At 68.1% G+C, this 16,872-nt stretch carries 17 protein-coding genes and 1 pseudogene; 9 read left to right on the top strand and 9 right to left on the bottom strand.

Features of this window, described 5'->3' with window-relative positions; all coding sequences use genetic code 11:
* Positions 1 to 105: 105 nt before the first annotated feature.
* A complete protein-coding gene (locus C1737_RS00470) occupies positions 106 to 1,539 on the bottom strand; it encodes an MFS transporter (protein WP_102416937.1) in 1,434 nt (477 codons plus the stop codon).
* Between the two features lie 174 nt (positions 1,540 to 1,713).
* Here C1737_RS00470 and C1737_RS00465 point away from each other — a divergent pair, with 174 nt between their 5' ends.
* From C1737_RS00465 to C1737_RS00450, 4 genes are all read left to right on the top strand, one after another.
* Positions 1,714 to 2,457 (top strand): GntR family transcriptional regulator, encoded by a 744-nt coding sequence (locus C1737_RS00465; protein ID WP_102417707.1) that lies wholly within the window; start codon positions 1,714 to 1,716, stop codon positions 2,455 to 2,457.
* A gap of 12 nt (positions 2,458 to 2,469) precedes the next feature.
* Positions 2,470 to 3,180 carry a phosphonatase-like hydrolase gene (locus tag C1737_RS00460; protein WP_102416936.1) on the top strand — a complete coding sequence of 237 codons (711 nt, stop codon included), beginning with the start codon at positions 2,470 to 2,472 and terminating at the stop codon, positions 3,178 to 3,180.
* Positions 3,177 to 4,244: a zinc-binding dehydrogenase gene (locus C1737_RS00455; protein WP_102416935.1), complete on the top strand. Its 1,068-nt coding sequence runs from the start codon at positions 3,177 to 3,179 to the stop codon at positions 4,242 to 4,244. Before C1737_RS00460 ends, C1737_RS00455 begins: the two co-directional genes overlap by 4 nt.
* A gap of 70 nt (positions 4,245 to 4,314) precedes the next feature.
* The gene (locus C1737_RS00450) at positions 4,315 to 5,088 is read left to right on the top strand and encodes a S9 family peptidase (RefSeq protein WP_102416934.1); all 774 of its coding nucleotides are present in this window, start codon (positions 4,315 to 4,317) and stop codon (positions 5,086 to 5,088) included.
* A gap of 21 nt (positions 5,089 to 5,109) precedes the next feature.
* On the opposite strand, the gene C1737_RS27465 is transcribed toward C1737_RS00450, so the two are convergent.
* Together C1737_RS27465 and C1737_RS00440 are read right to left on the bottom strand one after the other, a co-directional pair.
* Positions 5,110 to 6,093: a hypothetical protein gene (locus C1737_RS27465; RefSeq protein WP_102417706.1), complete on the bottom strand. Its 984-nt coding sequence runs from the start codon at positions 6,091 to 6,093 to the stop codon at positions 5,110 to 5,112.
* 134 nt (positions 6,094 to 6,227) lie between these two features.
* Complete coding sequence (locus C1737_RS00440) at positions 6,228 to 6,728, bottom strand: nitroreductase family deazaflavin-dependent oxidoreductase (RefSeq protein WP_102416933.1); 501 nt, start codon at positions 6,726 to 6,728, stop codon at positions 6,228 to 6,230.
* A gap of 107 nt (positions 6,729 to 6,835) precedes the next feature.
* On the opposite strand from C1737_RS00440, the gene C1737_RS00435 reads away from it, so the two are divergent.
* Entirely contained in the window at positions 6,836 to 7,528 is a 693-nt protein-coding gene (locus C1737_RS00435; RefSeq protein WP_068098307.1) for a glycoside hydrolase, read from the top strand.
* Positions 7,529 to 7,559: 31 nt separating this feature from the next.
* Here C1737_RS00435 and C1737_RS00430 read toward each other — a convergent pair whose 3' ends face one another.
* Together C1737_RS00430 and C1737_RS00425 are read right to left on the bottom strand one after the other, a co-directional pair.
* A complete protein-coding gene (locus C1737_RS00430; RefSeq protein ID WP_231980581.1) occupies positions 7,560 to 8,045 on the bottom strand; it encodes an NUDIX hydrolase in 486 nt (161 codons plus the stop codon).
* Between the two features lie 87 nt (positions 8,046 to 8,132).
* Entirely contained in the window at positions 8,133 to 9,428 is a 1,296-nt protein-coding gene (locus C1737_RS00425; RefSeq protein ID WP_102416932.1) for a tetratricopeptide repeat protein, read from the bottom strand.
* 165 nt (positions 9,429 to 9,593) lie between these two features.
* Here C1737_RS00425 and C1737_RS00420 point away from each other — a divergent pair, with 165 nt between their 5' ends.
* On the top strand, positions 9,594 to 11,312 hold the full coding sequence (locus C1737_RS00420; protein ID WP_067927970.1) for an NAD-binding protein: 1,719 nt from the start codon (positions 9,594 to 9,596) through the stop codon (positions 11,310 to 11,312).
* A gap of 4 nt (positions 11,313 to 11,316) precedes the next feature.
* Here the strand turns inward: C1737_RS00420 and C1737_RS00415 are convergent, their stop codons facing one another.
* Positions 11,317 to 12,195: an LLM class flavin-dependent oxidoreductase gene (locus tag C1737_RS00415; RefSeq protein ID WP_102416931.1), complete on the bottom strand. Its 879-nt coding sequence runs from the start codon at positions 12,193 to 12,195 to the stop codon at positions 11,317 to 11,319.
* Positions 12,196 to 12,265: 70 nt separating this feature from the next.
* Between C1737_RS00415 and C1737_RS00410 the strand changes: the two genes are divergently transcribed.
* Positions 12,266 to 12,679: a VOC family protein gene (locus C1737_RS00410; protein ID WP_067927967.1), complete on the top strand. Its 414-nt coding sequence runs from the start codon at positions 12,266 to 12,268 to the stop codon at positions 12,677 to 12,679.
* A 7-nt stretch (positions 12,680 to 12,686) separates the two neighbouring features.
* Positions 12,687 to 13,082, top strand: coding sequence for a VOC family protein (locus C1737_RS00405; protein ID WP_067927915.1), 396 nt, complete (start codon positions 12,687 to 12,689; stop codon positions 13,080 to 13,082).
* A 3-nt stretch (positions 13,083 to 13,085) separates the two neighbouring features.
* Here C1737_RS00405 and C1737_RS00400 read toward each other — a convergent pair whose 3' ends face one another.
* The 3 genes from C1737_RS00400 to cysD are packed head-to-tail and all read right to left on the bottom strand — an operon-like array spanning position 13,086 to position 16,400.
* Positions 13,086 to 13,571: an RrF2 family transcriptional regulator gene (locus C1737_RS00400; RefSeq protein WP_067927913.1), complete on the bottom strand. Its 486-nt coding sequence runs from the start codon at positions 13,569 to 13,571 to the stop codon at positions 13,086 to 13,088.
* A 49-nt stretch (positions 13,572 to 13,620) separates the two neighbouring features.
* Positions 13,621 to 15,471, bottom strand: coding sequence for an adenylyl-sulfate kinase (gene cysC / locus C1737_RS00395; protein ID WP_068098310.1), 1,851 nt, complete (start codon positions 15,469 to 15,471; stop codon positions 13,621 to 13,623).
* Positions 15,471 to 16,400: a sulfate adenylyltransferase subunit CysD gene (gene cysD / locus C1737_RS00390; protein WP_067927909.1), complete on the bottom strand. Its 930-nt coding sequence runs from the start codon at positions 16,398 to 16,400 to the stop codon at positions 15,471 to 15,473. Before cysD ends, cysC begins: the two co-directional genes overlap by 1 nt.
* Before the next feature lie 184 nt (positions 16,401 to 16,584).
* Between cysD and C1737_RS00385 the strand changes: the two are divergent.
* Positions 16,585 to 16,832: pseudogene (locus C1737_RS00385) on the top strand (PaaI family thioesterase); the annotation flags it as partial.
* Positions 16,833 to 16,872: the final 40 nt, after the last annotated feature.

Raw genomic sequence — 16,872 nt, 5'->3', positions numbered from 1 at the left:
TGTACGCGGAGCCACGTCGGCTCGCGCCTGGGCCGCGCCGGCGTCTTGCATGGTGTAGGTGCCGTAGCGCTGACGTGCGGTTATGGACAACCTTCGCGTGGCTTGTTACTGCGCTTGAACGAGTCTTCCGGCGCGTTGACGCGCGGGGGCTGTCGCAACAGTCGTGAGTTTCAGGTCTTCGCTGACCTCGTCGAGCGCGCGGCCGCGGGGTTCCGGCAGCAGGAGTGTCGTCGCGATCGCCGCGATGTAGCAGCCGAACGCCAGCAGCGTCACCGCCCGCAACCCCTCCGCAGACAGGATGAGCGGCACCACAAGCGCTCCCCCGAATGCGCCGACCTTGGCGACACCCGACGACAGGCCGTGCAAGCTGCTGCGGAAGGCGGTCGGGTAGGACTCGGCGGCCAGCAGCATGGTGGTGTAGTTCGGACCGAACGCGATGCCGAACAACGAGAGACCGAACACGATCCCGAAGGGCAGGACGGCGCTGCTCAGGGTGGGCACCACGGTGATCAGCAGCATGGCCAACGCACACAACCCGAAGCCGACGATTTGGAGTCGACGCCGCGGCCATCGGTCGAGGACGAAGAGCCCGGCGATGGCGCCGACCAGGCTGAAGCACACGACGAGCACGGCGTTCAGCGCGATGTTGGACAGCGTGGAGCCGTGCGGGCTGATGGTCTTGATCAGCAGCGGCTGACTCACCGAGTTGCCGTACACCGCGACGTTGAAGAAGAACCAGCTTCCGGCGGTGCCCAGCAGGGTGATGAGCACCTTGCGGTTCGTCAACGCCAACCGCAGCCCACCGACCGGAGCCTTAGAAACCGTTGCCGCACTGAACGTTTGATTGCCCGCTCCGGCGAACTTCTCGAAGTCCTGGCGCGCCCGACGCTCGTCGCCATGCTCGGCCGTCCAACGGGGCGACTCCGGCATGTGGCGACGCTGGTAGAGAACCAGCATCGACGGCAGTACACCCAGCCCGAGGATCAGTCGCCAGGCCAGGTCGTTGTCGACACCGACCGCGAGGACCAGCAGGCTCACCAGGTAGGCGCAGACCTGGCCGAACACATAGAACAGGAACGTCATGCCGACGAGTTGGCCACGGTTTCGCGCGTTGGCGTACTCGGTCATGATGACGCCGCTCGCCGGGTAGTCGCCGCCGATGCCCACGCCGAGGATCAGCCGGCCGACCAGCAACACCGTGAAGTTCGGGGCGAACGCCGACACCAGGGCCCCGATGATCATCAGCACGGCTTCGAGCCCGTACACGCGCCGGCGGCCGAAGCGGTCGCCGAGCCGGCCGAACACCATCGCGCCCACCGCGACCGCGAGAAGCGTCGAGCTGGTCAGCATCGAGACCTGACCGCTGCCGAGGTGGAACTGCGGTGCGGCCAGCAGCGTCACCGAGCCGATGACGTTGAGGTCATAGGAGTCGGTGAAGAATCCCGCCCCGGCCGTCGCCGCTGCCTTGAAGTGGAAGACGCCGAGTGGGGCGTCGTCGATGGACTTCCCGACGCTCTCGCTGCTGGCCACGTCAGTCATTGAGGCTCCGATTCCAAGCGCCGACTTGTCATTACAAGAACCCTCCGATAGAGGTTCAGCAGCTGTCAACACCGGAATGTTCTGGGCAGCAGATGTTCAGATTCCCTTAACCAACAGGCTAATTCGTAAGCAAAGCCCGGGCCGGAGCCCTCGCCACACATGTATAGTCAAGTCGTGGCAACCGCACTGCACGAGATCATTGCCGACAGCCTGAGGGAACAGATCCGCCTCGGTGAACTGGTCGTGGGCGCGCCGCTGCCCTCGGAGTCTCGGCTGTGCGAACAGTGGAACGCGTCGCGCGGACCGGTGCGCCAAGCGCTGGCCACCCTGCGCGCCGAGGGCGTCATCGCCGGCGGGCGCGGCAAACCGCCGGTCGTGTGTTCCGCCGCGACCGGACAGCCCTTCGACACGCTGCTGTCGTATTCGGCGTGGGCGCACTCGATCGGCCGTACGCCCGGGCAGCGGACCCTGGAGTTGGCGCTGCGGCGGGCCGACCAGCACGCCGCCTCGGTGCTACACGTCGACGTCGATGCGCCGGTCGTCGAGGTGTTGCGGCTGCGCTACCTCGACGACGAGCCCGCGATGCTCGAGCGCGCCGTATTCGTCGAGCACGTCGGTCGGCGCCTGTTCGACTTCGACTGCGATTCGGGATCCCTGTGGGCGTATCTACTTTCGCAGGGCGTGCAGTTCGCCCGGGCATCCCATGTGATCGACGCGGTGGCCGCCGACGCGCTGGACGCGCAGCACCTCGGTGTGCCCGAGGGAGTTCCGTTGCTGCGTCAGCAGCGAACGACGCGAAGCCCGTACGGCGAAATCCTCGAATACCACGACGACCGATACCTGCCGGGACTCGTCAGTTTCACCCTCGAAAACACGCTGGACGCGCGCTGCGCCCTGACGCGCAACGCCAATCCCTAAGGAGCCGAGCTCATGACGATCCTCCCGCCCGAAGTCGTGGTCCTGGACATGGCGGGCACCACGATCGACGACGGTCAGCAGGTCTACCGCGTGCTCGCTGAGACCGCGAGAGCGCACGGGGCATCGCCGTCGAAGGCCGAAATCGCCCGCTGGCACGGCGCCTCGAAGCACGAAGCGCTGCGCGAACTGCTCACCTCCCGCTCCGGCACGCCCCCGAGCGCGGGGGAGCTGGAAGTGGTGGTCACCGATTTCCATGCCCGGCTCAGCGCCGCCTACGCCGAACACCCGCCGTATCCGCTGCCGGGGGTCGTCGACGCTCTGTCCACGTTGCGCGACCGTGGTGTAAAGGTCGCGCTGACAACGGGATTCGACCGCGTCATCGTCGAATCGCTGCTGTCGGCGCTGGGATGGATGGACGACGCGGTGGCGGATACCGTCGTCTGCGGCAGCGATGTGGCCGCCGGACGCCCCGCGCCCTACATGATCTTTCGGGCCATGGAACGGCTGGGCGTGACCGATGTGGCGCGCGTCCTGGTCGCCGGAGACACTCCCCGCGACCTCGAAGCCGGGACCAACTCCGGTGCCGCGATGGTGGTGGGCGTCCTTTCGGGAGCCAGCGACGCCGACGAACTCGGCGCCCACCGGCACACCCACCTGCTGCCGTCGGTGGCCGACCTGCCCGGCCTGCTCGGCGTGCTCCCGGTGGCGATGAGCGCTCCATGACCAGCGCAACCCTCGACCGGCGGATCGACACCACCGCCGCGGCAGTATGGCGCGGCGGTGACCGAATCACCGTCGAGCGCGTGGCGGTGCCGCCACTGGGCCCGGCCGACGTGCTCGTCCGGGTGCGCCTGGCCACCGTGTGCGGCAGCGACCGGCACACCGTCAGCGGCCGTCGCGTGCAACCGTGCCCGTCGATCCTTGGCCACGAGGCCGTCGGTGAGATCGTTGCCGTCGGACAAGCAGGCAGGCGCGACGTCGACGGCCATGACCTACACCCCGGGCAACGCGTCATCTGGTCGATCACGCTGCCCTGCCGAACCTGTGACCGCTGCCGCGCCGGGGTCACCGCCAAATGCCGCACAGTCCGCAAGGCCGGGCACGAGGCGCTCGACTCGGACTGGGCGTTGTCCGGCTCCTACGCCGAATATGTCTTTCTGCCAAGCAACTTGGCGATCGCGGTCGTCGACGACGACCTCAGTGACGCCGCCGCCGCTCCCGCCGCGTGCGCGACGGCGACGGTCATGGCGGTGATCGACCGCGCGGGGCCACTGGCCGGCAAGCGGGTTAACGTCGTAGGGGTCGGCATGCTCGGACTCAGCGCTGTCGCGGCTACGGCCTCGGCCGGCGCTTCGGCGGTCACGGCGATCGATCCCAGCACCGAAAGAAGGCAGCTGGCAAGGCAATTCGGCGCCACCGACGAGGCGCCATCGGCACACGACGTGGGAAGCTACGACGTCTTGTTGGAGTTCTCCGGCTCATCGGCGGCCTTGCAGGCCGGATTAACCGCGTTGGACGGCCAGGGCGTCGCTGTCCTCGCCGGTTCCGTCGCGCCCAACGGCGCCATCGCGCTCGACCCCGAGCAAGTCGTTCGCCGGCAGCTGTCGATCTTCGGCGTGCACAATTACGAGCCGCGGCACCTCAGTGCGGCGCTGAGCTTTCTGCTCGCAACCCACGACCGGTTTCCGTGGGCGGAGCTGGTTGCCCAGCCCCGGCCGCTCGCGGACGTCGCGAGCCTGCTCGTCGGCTGCCCCGGCCCCTCGCCGCGATATTCGGTCGCGCCCTAGGCCTTAACTCCGGACGAGAACGAATGCCTCGGCCTTTCGAGCATCGTCCGAGGCAGGTTAGATCATCGGCATGGGCGAACGCATCACTTTCCAGGGCTCCACGGGCGCGCAGCTGGCCGGCGTCATCGAGGTGCCCGACGGAGCGGTGCGCGGCTGGGGCGTGTTCGCGCACGGCTTCACGCTCGGCAAGGACTCGCCCGCCGCGGCGAGGATCTGCAAGCAACTGGCCGCCGACGGCATCGGCATGCTGCGCTTCGACGCGCTCGGCCTCGGCGGATCCGAGGGCGACTGGGGCGACGGGTCGTTCACCGTCAAGGTCCACGACATCGCCAAGGCGTGCGAATTCATGACAAGCCGCGGAACCCCGGCCGACATCCTGATCGGGCACTCGTGGGGCGGCGCGGCGGTGCTCGCCGCGGCTCGGCAATCGCCCGGAGTGCGGTCGGTGGTGACGGTCGCCGCACCGGTCGACCCGAGCCACGTCGAAAAGCATTACGACGCAGTCGTCGACCGCTGTCTGACCGAGGGCAGCGCCGAATGGATGGTCGGTGGACGCACGCTGACGCTCAAGCGGGCATTCGTCGAGGATGTTCGCCGGGCCCACCTGCGCGACAAGATCAGGGATTTGCGCCTGCCGCTGCTGATCCTGCACTCGCCCACCGACAACACGGTCGGCATCGAGAACGCGAGCGAGATCTTCCGCTTGGCCCGTCATCCCCGCAGCTTCGTCTCGCTGGAGGGGTCCGATCACTTTCTCACCGCTCGTGGCCAGGCGCACCGGGCGGGGCGGATCATCGGCGCCTGGGCCGACGCGTACCTGGGTGACAACAGCTACGTCAAGTAGGCAAACCAGCCGATGCGATGCTCACCCGCCGACGCCGGGGGCACATTCGCCAAGCTCCCCGCGATCGCTGATGTCCAGGACTTCGACCTCGTACCTGTCCGACAACTCCTGGCCGAACGCCATGGCCTCCGGCCCTCCGTCGGTGTCGAGGAGTCCCAGCTCGACGATGCCGCCCACGCGCGCCCGATACTCGGCACGGGGGCTGATCTTCATCGTCGGCGGCGGCCGGAACGGCAGCACGTCATGCAGGACAACCTTGCCGACAACCAGATACGACCACGGCGCATCCGTGACCTTCAGTTGCGGCGCCGCTCGCGAGGCCAGCTGCGCCACCCTCGGGAACCCGCGCGCCCGCGCGATCACATCCGCGACCTCGATATCGGCGTACCATCCGCACTCGCACTCCGGCGCCGGCGGCACGTGCGCCGGGTTGTAGCGGCATTCGGCGGCGGACCATTTCGTCGGCCAGGCCATTTCGCCGTAATACGGGGATCTCAGCACATCCCCGGCCATTCCCGTCCAAAAGCGAAAGCCGACGGCGGTTTCCAGGCGGCCGAAACCGGGTGCGATCAGCCGGTCGTCCAGCCATTCGTGCAGCCCGGGCATCGCGGCCTCGATCGCCGCCAAGGCGTGCTCGAAGTCGGCGCCAAAGACCGGGTTCCGGACGTCGACGCACCTGAGCCGGGCGTCGTCAACGCCACGCTCCCGCAACACCTCCACATGTTCGCGGCCCAACGCCACCACCAGATCGGCTGCGAGGTGCTCAGGACCGACCAGCGCGGCCCGATGGTCCGCCGGCGCGGGATAACCACTCGCGGACAGCACCGAGCACGCTTGCTCATCGGCCGTATCGCCCACCCACGCGAGGGTGCCCGCACTGGAGACCCGCACCACATCTTCCAGGCCACGCTCCCGCAGCTGCTCGGCGAACAGCGCCGCGGCCATCACCGATCGAGCGCGGTTGAAACTGCATACGAACGCGACGTGCAGCCGAGGGTTACCCACCGTCCGCACCGCATCCCAGGCAGCGCAGCGAGCTCATGGAAGTCCTTCAGTCGAGGGTGACCGATGTATGCGACTCGCCTCGAACAGATTTGAGTCGGTCGCCAGCTTATCGGTGGGGTCCCGGGTCAGCCGCCTCACGCTCGAGCCAGGACAAACGCCTCGATGTGGCGCGCTCCGGCCCGCGCTTCGTACTTGCGCCACCCCGGATACAGCTCAAGGCCTTTCGCCCAGATCTCGTCGCGTTCGCCGGGCGCGGCGAGCCGCGCGTTCGCGTGCCATCTATCCCGACCGATGGCCACCGTCGCTTCGGGGTGGGCCTTGAGGTTGTGGTACCACGAAGGGTGCTTGGCGCCGCCGAAGTTGGACGCGATGAGGGCCAGACCGTCCGGGTGCGGGATTCCGTACACGGCGACGGTGCGCGGCTCACCGGATCTCGCGCCGGTGGTGGTGAGCATGACCACGGGGATGCCGGTCGCCAGCCCGGCGAAGCTGGTCCTGCCCCCGCTGACCCGGGCGATGAGCCGGTCGAGGTGGTGCGCGGTGGGACGCAGCAGCGCGACACCCACGGGTGTCGACGCGAAGCGCCGCATCATCCGGTGGAATGCGTTGGCATCGTCGAAGGACTGGCCGGGCATGGTGTCATTGTGACCCGAGCCTGGGCCGCGTAGGGCCTGTTCACGCGAGCCGAAAAACCAACGCCAATCCCACCACAGGCGTCGCCCACGACACTAAGCTGCTGGTCGTGGGCAAGAACGTGTTAGCCAACGGCCGTGGGCGCTGGCTGGCGATCCTGGGCTCGCTCGCACTTGCGGCCGGCATGATCTACGCCCAAGACACGAAGCCGCGATGCTGCGCGCCGAACGCGCTGGCGGCGGCCCCCACGACCGCATCCGCCGCACCTACCAACGCCGCCGCGCCACTCATCGACAACCCGCACACCGCCACTCCCGCGGAAGTCGAGATGCTGGCCGCGAACGCGCCCGCCGCCGCCCAGCAGTTCCAGGTCGCGTTGCCCCGCGGCCTGGCCTCGGAGGACCGGCTCCAGGTCAAGACGATCTGGGCGGAGCGAGCCATCAGCGTGCTGTTTCCGCAGATCAAGACGATCTACGGGTACCGCGAAGACCCCTTGCCGTGGCACCCCAACGGGTTGGCGATCGACGTGATGATCCCGAACCACAACACCCCCGAGGGCATCGAGCTGGGCAACCAGATCGCCGGGTACGCCTTGGCGAACGCGAAGCGCTGGGGAATCAACCACGTGATCTGGCGGCAGAAGATCTATCCGGGCGTCGGAGGGGGAAGCTGGACGGCCGACCTCGGGTCGGAAACCCTCAACCACTACGACCACGTTCACATCGCCACCAACGGCGGCGGCTACCCCACCGGGCACGAGGTCTATTACATCGCCTCGATGACGCCCGCGCCCAACCAGTGACACGCGGGACGCGGCGGGTCCCCGCATTGCGTCATGGCCGTCGCAGCAGGAACAGGCTGTAGGCGGCGACGGACTGTGCGTCGGCGATCACTCCGGAACGGATCATCTGCTCGACGTCCTCGCGGTCGAACCAGGCGCTGCGCAGGTCCTGTTCCTCGTGCTCGAGGTCCGGCTCGCCCTCGACGATTCCGGTGGCCAGGAACACCCACCCGCGCTGGCTCGTCATGCCCGGTGCGACGTCGAGCTGGCCGAGGACTTCGAACGACGTCGCACTCAATCCCGTTTCCTCGCGCAACTCACGCGCGGCCAGCTCGGAGGGGTCCGTGTCCGCCAAACCGGGTGCGGTTCCTTGCGGGAATTCCCAGCGTCGCGCCCCGAGCGGGTACCGAAACTGCTCGACCAGCCGGAAGCGGTCCCCGTCGAACGGCATCACCAGCGCATAGTCGGGTTTGTCCACCACGCCGTAAATGCCGGGGCTGCCGTCCGGGCGACGGATGTCGTCTTCGCGGAGCACCATCCATTGGCTCCGGTAGACCTCGCGGGACGCGACGCATTCGATGAAGTGCACCCGCCCAGTATCACTGCCGGCCCACGACGCGTCCCGTTACCGGGGGGCCGTGAAGCGGTCGTACGTCCGGCGCAGCGCACCGCGGTCGACGGAATGCAACACGCTGGTGAGGGCCCCGAAGACGTCGACGGGTCCGACGGTGGGATCCGCCGTTTCGCCGCGGGTGTATTCCCAGGGCAGAGATCGTCCGCGGCGCAGCACCTCGCCGAGATACCACACCGCGCCGTCGAGGAACGGCGCATTGCGTTCCTCGTCCAGGAGCTGTTCGGGTGTCGGAGCCTTCTGAACGACCAGCTCTTCCAGCGCGTCGAGGGACGCCGGGGAGAAGTCCCAGACGGCATCGCCGCCGTAATGGCTTGCCCACACCGGGAATTGGGCACCCCGCTCGGCAAGCCAGCACCGCAGGTATTCGCCATTCGAAAACCGTTGCGTCGCTTGTTGTTTGGCCCTGAAGCGGCGCTTGGTGGATTCTTCGACCCGGTCGCGCATCTCGGCCACCCAGCGGAGGTCCTCGACACGGTCCCGCCACTTCGCCAGTTCCTCTTGGGCGGCGACGGTGAGGGGGCTGTCGTCACCGAAGACCCGGGCTTCGTCGTCGGCCAGGGCTTGCCAGGTGGCGACCTTGTCCCGGTAATCCTCGGGTTCGGACTCCCACAGCGCGATCGTGTGCCGCGCGATCAGCGTGTGGCGGTGGTCGTGCCCCAGCTTCTCTCGCATCACCTCGACCAGCGACTCGAGTTGGGCCATGGCGCCGGCGGCGTCCACCGATTCGCCGTGCCATTGCGCCAGTGACAACCGCATCCCCAGCGTGTCCTCGTGGTGCTCACCGAGCACCAAGCGCCGTGCGGCAAGGACGCGCTCACCCTCGGCGATGGCCCCCGGGTAGTCACCGAGCTCCTTGAGCTGGTGCGCCACCCGGTCCCTGGACGTCAGCACGGTCGGGTGCTCGGCGCCCAGCACGCCTTCTTCGTCGGCCAGCAGCTGCGACCATTCGGCCAGCGCGGCGCGCCCCTCGGGCTGCGGCCGGTCGGCGAACATGTGACGCGCCGTCAACGTGGTGATGTGATTGCGGCCGAGCACCTCCTCCAGTTCGGGTACCAGCTGCTCGAGAGCGGCATAGGCCCCGGCCTGGTCTCCCATCTGCAGCTGCAGGTGCACCAGCGCGAGCTCCATGTCCAACACGTTGGGATGGCGCTCCCCCAGGATCGGCCGGCACAGCGCGACCAGCTCGTTCATCAGCGGCAACGCCCCGGCGAAATCGGCCGCGGCGATGCGCTCCGAGATGAGCCGGGTCAAGGCGGCAAGCGGCCCGGGCAGTTCCGGCTGCGTCATATCGCTATCGAATCTCGCGCGCGGCGCCGTGGCAATTCACCTCGCCTTCCCCGCCTCCGGTGTCGCGCTGGCATGAATCGGCACGGTGCCCGATAGTCATAGGAACAAAACGCCAACGTCAGCAGAGGTGGGGGTTATGCCGGACGCCCGGGAGCGGGGGTGACCATGCGCGGCCACATCATCGTCAGCGGTGACGACGCGCTGGCCACCACGATCGTCGAGGAGCTCAACACCGCCGGCATGCACATCGTCAAGGTCCGCACCGCCGGTGAGCTCGAAACCGTCGGGGTCACCCGCGCTCTCGCCGTGATCTGCGTCGGGGACGACGACGCGACCAACCTGGAAATCGCGCTGCTGGCACGCAAGGCCAACCCGGGCGTGCGCGTGGTGGCGCGGCTGGCCAATGACGTGCTGCGCACGGCCATGGCCGCGGACAAGCGCCCCGGGGCGATCCTGGACGTCGCCGACCTGGCGGCACCCTCGGTTGTCGAGGCGTGTCTGGCGCACACCGTGCACCCGTTCGAGGCGGCGGGCATCGAGTTCGTCGTCTCCGGCGCCGAGGCGCCGTACAGCGCGACGCTGCGCGAGATCTACGGCGACCTGGCGCCGGTGGCGGTGATCCACGGCGAGAACTGCGCCACCCCGGGAGAGGTCGTGTCCTGTCCGGGCCGCGACCTGCCGATCCACGCCGGCGACTGGACCGCGATGATCGGCACCGCCGACGAACTGGCCGCCCGCGGCATCAGGGTTCCGCGGCCCACGGTGACGCGATATCGCCTGACCCGGCTGCGCAGGGCGCTCGACGGCGCGCGCGCCCTGCGTGACGACGTCAACCCGATGTTCGCGAGAGCGTTGCTGGCGGCGGCGTGCCTGCTGATCGGGTCGACGGTGGTGCTGCGGTTCAGCTACCAGCCGCATCCGAAGATGACGTGGCTCGACGCGCTGTATTTCAGCACCGAGACGATCGCGACGGTGGGTTACGGCGACTTCAGCTTCCTGCAGCAGCCCACCTGGCTGCGGCTGTTCAGCATCATGCTGATGTTCGCCGGGGTGACGACCACCGCGCTTCTCGTCGCCTTCATCGCCGACCTGCTGCTATCGCGGCGTTTCGCCCATTCGGTCGGCCGCCGCCGGGCGCGCCACCTGCGCAATCACGTGATCGTCGTCGGGCTGGGTTCGTTCGGCAGCCGCGTGATCGCCGACTTGAGGTCGGCCGGGTACGACGTCGCGGTGATCGAGCGGGACGAGAACAACCGGTTTCTGTCGACGGCGGCCGACCTTGACGTGCCGGTGATCTTCGGCGACGCGACGCTGCGCCAGACGCTGGAGGCGGCGCGCGTCGACCACGCCCGCGCGGTGGCGGTGCTGACGCAGGACGACATGGTCAACATCGAGACCGGGATCGTGCTGCGCGAGATGCTCGGGCCCCGGGTGAAGCCCGAAGTCGTGCGGCCCGACGTTCCCCTGGTGCTCCGGGTCTATGACCGTGCGCTGGGGGCCGCGGTGGCGCAGCGGTTCGGCTTCGAAAACGTCCGGTCCACCGTCGAACTGGCCGCGCCATGGTTCATCGGCGCCGCGATGGGCCTGCAGGTGCTGGGCACCTTCTCCGTCGGGCAGCGCTCGTTCATGATCGGCGGGATGCACGTGGCGCCCGGCAGCGAGCTCGACGGGCTGAAGATGTTCGAACTGTCGACGCAGACGCGCGTCATTGCGATCACCCGCCAGGACGCGCCCGTCGAGCTCCACCCGCGCCGTGACGCCTGGCTGCGGGGCGGCGACACCGTCTACCTCGTCGGCCCGTACCGCGAGCTGCTGGCGACGCTGCGCAAGGGTCAGCCTCCCCAGCAGCCGGCGGCGGGCGACGACCAGCGCGCGTCGGCCTAACCCCCTAGAGCCGGGCCGCCACGTCCGCCGCGCGGCTGAGCTGGTCGACGTCCGAGCTGGTCGGGATGAGCTGCACCTCGTCGGCGCCGATGGCCTCGAACTTGCGCAGCACGGCCAGCAGCTCGTCCTCGGTGCCGGCCCAGCCGGTCGTCGGCGCCATCGCGTCGACGTACTCCCCCGGTATCCAGTTCATGTACCGCCGCAGATGACGATGCACCTGGGCGCGAGCCTGCTCGGGTGAGCCGAACGCGAACCAGAACGACGTCACCAGGTGCGGTTTGCCCTTGCCCACCCGCGCCCACGCGTCGCGCGCGACGTCGAACAGCTCGTTCTGCTTGGCGGCATCCAGGTCCAGGGTGGTCCCGGCGAGCCCGGCGGCCCAGGACGCGGCGCTGCGGATGGTCTTCGGGCCGATGCTGCCCACCAACAGCGGCGGACCGCCGGGCTGCACCGGCGCGGGCCCGACCGGCAGGACCGAGTCGGTGAGCTTTTCGCCGGCCCACACCCGCTTCATCACGGCCACGCGTTCGGCCATGTCGCGCATGGTCTGCGTCGCCGGGTCGGCGCCGACGGCGTGGTAGTCCTCGTGCCTGCCGCCCACGCCGATGCCCACGCTCAGCCGCCCACCACAGAGCATGTCGCCGGTCGCCAGGGCCTTGGCCAGCATCACGGGGTCGTGCAGCTGCGGGACGATCACGGTCGTCAGCAGCCGCACCCGACGCGTCCAGGCGGCCAGCGCTCCCAGCAGGGTGAGGTTGTCCGGGTTGTCGAACGCGATGCGCTCACCCCAGCACAGCGATGAGAACGGGCCGGCGTCGATCCCGCGCGCCCAGCTCTCCAACACTTCCGCATCCAAGTCCGGCTCCATCACCGGCAGCGTCATCGCAATCCGCACGACGGCGATTCTGGCATGACAGTCAACATCCGGGCGGGCAAGTGGCAGCATGGAGCAGATGGGTTTCACCAGCAGTTCCATCGCGCACGTCCGCCTCACCGTCACCGATATCGAGCGGTCCCGTCAGTTCTATGAGAGCGTTTTCGGTTGGCCGGTGCTGCTGGAGGTGCCCGACAACGCCGACGAGGCCACCCGCAGCCAATTGAGCTTCCTGTTCGGTGGCGTCATCTACGACCTCGGCGGCACGCTGCTCGGACTGCGGCCCGTTGCCACCGACCGCTTCGACGAAGACCGCACCGGGCTCGACCACATCGCGTTCCGGGTCGCCAGCAAGGACGAATTGGATTCCGCCGCAGCCCATCTCGATGATCTGGGTGTCTCCCACGAACCTGTGAAGGACATCGGGCCGTCCTACATCCTGCAGTTCCGCGACCCCGACAACATCGCCCTCGAACTCACCGCACCGAAATAGGAGGAGCATGGCCATCAGTTTCAACCACACGATCGTCGCCTCCCGCGACAAGCGCGAGTCCGCGGAATTCCTCACCGAGTTGTTCGGACTGCCAGACCCAAAGCCGTTCGGCCACTTCATGGTTGTCCAGCTCGAGCACGGCGCCAGCCTGGACTATTCGGACGCCCCCGGCGGGACGGAGATTCCGCGGCAGCACTACGCCTTCCTGGTGTCCGAAGAGGAGTTCGACACGATCTACGGCAAGATCTCCTCGCGCGGACTGCAGCACTGGGCCGACCCCGGCGCCAACCGGCCCGGCGAGATCAACCATAGGGACGGCGGGCGCGGGGTGTACTTCCTGGACCCGTCGGGGCATGCCATGGAGATCCTGACCCGCCCCTACGGGTCGGGGGGCCAGCGGTAGTGGTTATTCGCCCCCACGCGGTGTGCCGTGCCGCACGCTCTCCTGCGTTCGGTAGTCCTCGGCGAACTGCGCCACGTGTCTGGGCAGGGCGTTGGCGGCGACGTCGGACAGCGTGGTTTCCTCCAGCACCGAGCGCATGCTGGCGCGCAGCGCCCGCCAGACGTCGGTGAGCGCCGCGGTGGGGCCCGAGTAGGGCAAGTCGCCCAGACCGATGTCGCGCACGCTGGCCAGTGGCCCGTCGATGCAGCGCAACACGTCGGCGATGCTGATCTCGTTGCCGGGCCGGGCCAGTTCGTAACCGCCCTCGCGGCCCCGATGGCTTCTCACCAGGCGGTCGGTGCGCAGGTTGGTCAGGATGTCGACGAGAAACTGCGGCGGTATGCCCTGTGCCTGGGCCAAGTCGTCGGTTTTCACCAACGTCCCGTGGGGGACCGTGGCGAGCTGGACCATGGCCCGCACCGCGTACTCCGCCTTCGCCGACATGCGCACTCTCAGGATTGTGCCACCCGATGTGCGAAATCCGGCGTAGCCGGGCGCGCTATCCGCGTGATTCGAGCAGATCGACGATGCTGCGTGCCTGCTCCTCGACGGTGCGGTCCGGCGTCAGCCGCAGGTCGGGGTTGGCCGGCGGTTGATACGGGCTGTCGATGCCGGTGAAGTGTGCGATCTCGCCCGCGCGGGCCTTGGCATAGAGCCCCTTGGGATCACGCTGCTCGCATTCTTCGATGGGGGTGTCGCAGAACACCTCGATGAAGTCGAACCCCGCGGCGGCGTGCACATTACGAGCCATCTCGCGCTGCTCGGTCAGCGGGCTGATGGCCGGCACCAGCACGACGTTGCCGCAGTCGGCGAGCAGAGCCGCCACATGCGCCAGCCGGCGCAGGTTCTCCGCGCGGTCGGCCATGCTGAAGCCCAGGTCGGCGTTCAAGCCGTGCCGCAGGTTGTCACCGTCGAGAACGTAAGCGGGGATGCCCTTTTCGAGCAGCATCTGCTCGACCAGCATCGCCACCGACGACTTGCCGGATCCGGACAGACCGGTGAACCATATGGTCCTGCCCCGCGGGCGGGCTTCGGCGACGGCCGATGACTTGTGCCGCACCGTGTTCGGGCTCGCCGTCTGCACCGAGACGTCACGCAGCACCATGCCCGCGGCGACGGTGCCGTTGGTGTGCGGGTCGATCAGGATGAACGAGCCCGTGCTGGCGTTGCGGGTGTACTCGTCGAGCAGCAAGGGCACCTGAGTGCGCAGCGAAATTCGACCAAGTTCGTTGAGCTGCAATGCGTTTGCAGTCTTGTCGCGGTGCAGGGTGTTCACGTCCAGCCGGTAGTCCAGCCCGGTCACCCGCGCGCGCGTGGTGCGGGTGGTGTGCTTGATGACGTATTCGCGGCCGGGCTCCAGCGTCGCGTCGTCGGCCATCCAGCACACGGTCGCGTCGAAATCCTGGGCGATCCGGGGCTGGTTGTTGCTGCGGGCGATGAGGTCACCGCGCGAGATGTCGATCTCGTCGGCAAGGCTGATCGACACGGCCATCGGCGGAAAGGCTTCTTCGACAGGACCGTTCGGCCCGTCGATCGCGGTGATCCGGGTGGTCTTGCCGATCGGCAGGACGACGACCTCGTCACCGGCACGCATGACCCCGCTGGCCACGGTGCCGGCATAGCTGCGGTGGTCCTGGTGTTCGCGGGTGTGCGGCCGGATGACGTACTGGACCGGGAATCGCACGTCGACCAGGTTGCGGTCGCCGGCGATGTAGACCTCCTCCAGGTGCGACAACAGCGCCGGGCCCTCGTACCAGGGCGTCTGGTCCGACTTGGTCACCACGTTGTCGCCGTGCAACGCGGATAGCGGGATGGTGGCCACGTCGTGCACGTCCAGGCGCGCGGCGAACGCGTGGAATTCGTCCCGGATCGCCTCGAATTTGTCTCTGTCCCAGCCGATCAGGTCCATCTTGTTCACGGCGAGCACGATGTGCTGGATGCCCAGCAACGAGGCCAGGAAGGCGTGCCGGCGGGACTGCTCCAGCAGGCCGTGCCGCGCATCGACGAGCACGATCACCAGTTGGGCGGTCGACGCGCCGGTCACCATGTTGCGGGTGTACTGGATGTGGCCCGGGGTGTCGGCGATGATGAATTTCCGCTTGGGAGTGGCGAAATAGCGGTAGGCGACGTCGATCGTGATGCCCTGCTCACGTTCGGCGCGCAAGCCGTCGGTCACCAGCGCCAGGTCGGTGTAGTCGTGACCACGATCCTTGGAGGTCTGTTCCACCGCGGCCCACTGGTCCTCCATGACGGCCTTGGAGTCGTAGAGCAGGCGCCCGATCAGGGTGGACTTGCCGTCGTCGACGGAACCCGCGGTGGCGAGGCGAAGCAGCGTGGTGGGTGTGGCCATCAGAAGTACCCCTGCCGTTTGCGGTCTTCCATGCCGGCTTCCGAGATTCGGTCGTCTGCCCTGGTGGCGCCGCGTTCGGTCAGCCGGGACACCGCGGTCTCGGCGATGACCTCCTCCACCGTCGAGGCTTCCGATTCCACGCATCCGGTGCAGGTGACGTCGCCGACGGTGCGGAAACGGACCGTCGTTTCGAACACCGGCTCGTCGTCGCGCGGTTGCATGTGCCGGTCGACGGCCAGCAGCATGCCGTCGCGGCGGAACACCTTGCGCCGGTGGGCGTAATAGATCGAGGGCAGCGCGATGTTCTCGGCACCGATGTAGGACCAGATGTCGAACTCGGTCCAGTTGGACAGCGGGAAGGCCCGGATGTGCTCGCCCTTGTGGTGCCGGCCGTTGTAGAGGTTCCACAGCTCGGGCCGCTGCGCCTTCGGGTCCCACTGGCCGAACTCGTCACGGAAGCTGAACACGCGTTCCTTGGCGCGCGCCTTCTCCTCGTCGCGGCGCGCTCCGCCGAACGCCGCGTCGAACTTGTTCTCCCGGATGGCGCGCAGCAGCGTCACGGTCTGGATCGGGTTGCGTCCCTGCTTGGGCTCGACGACGCGGCCGGCGTCGATGTCCTCCTGGACCGACGCGACGACCAGGCGGACCCCGTGCTCGGCGACGAGCTCGTCGCGGGTGGCGATCACCTCGTCGAAGTTGTGGCCGGTGTCGACGTGCATCACGGGGAACGGCAACCTCCCGGGCTTAAACGCCCGCAGTGCCAGGTGCAGCATGACGATGGAGTCCTTGCCGCCGGAGAACAACAACACCGGCCGCTCGAACTCGGCGGCCACCTCCCGGATGATGTGGATCGCTTCGGCCTCCAGTGAGCGCAGATGGCTCAACTCGTACTGGCCGGCGGCGGGGGCCGCCTTCAGATCGCTGGGCATAGCTTCCTCGGGGTAAACCTGGTAGAGTCGGTCAAGTTTAGCAGCTTTGCCATCACAGCACCAGCACGGGTGACGGGTTGTCAAGTGGGGCCGCTCATAGCGCGGACGACGGTGATCCGACTGATCGGGTCAAGACGGGCGGCGACCCTTTTCCGGCCGATGCCCGGTGCGAAAGCATGAACGGATGACCTCCGACTCTGCACCCCAGGGCCCATCATCGAGCGGCCGCGACGTCATCGCGCAGTTCCTCCTCGAATCACCGTTCGTCGCCAAGCTGGGCATCGTCGCCGACCGGCTCGACGACCAGAGGTGAGGTTGCGGCTGCCGTGGGACACCTCCAACGTCACGATCGGTGACATGGTCCACGGGGGCGCGATCGCCATACTCGCCGATGTCACGTCATGGCGGCGGCATGGTGCGGCGCGCAGGGCAAGCTCGTCGCGAAGGCCCTCGCGACCTACAAGGTGGGCCG

Origin of the sequence: Mycobacterium sp. 4858 (assembly GCF_900240975.1) — a bacterium.
Classification (GTDB): Bacteria; Actinomycetota; Actinomycetes; order Mycobacteriales; family Mycobacteriaceae; genus Mycobacterium.
This window is presented reverse-complemented; position numbering and strand designations above follow the sequence as displayed.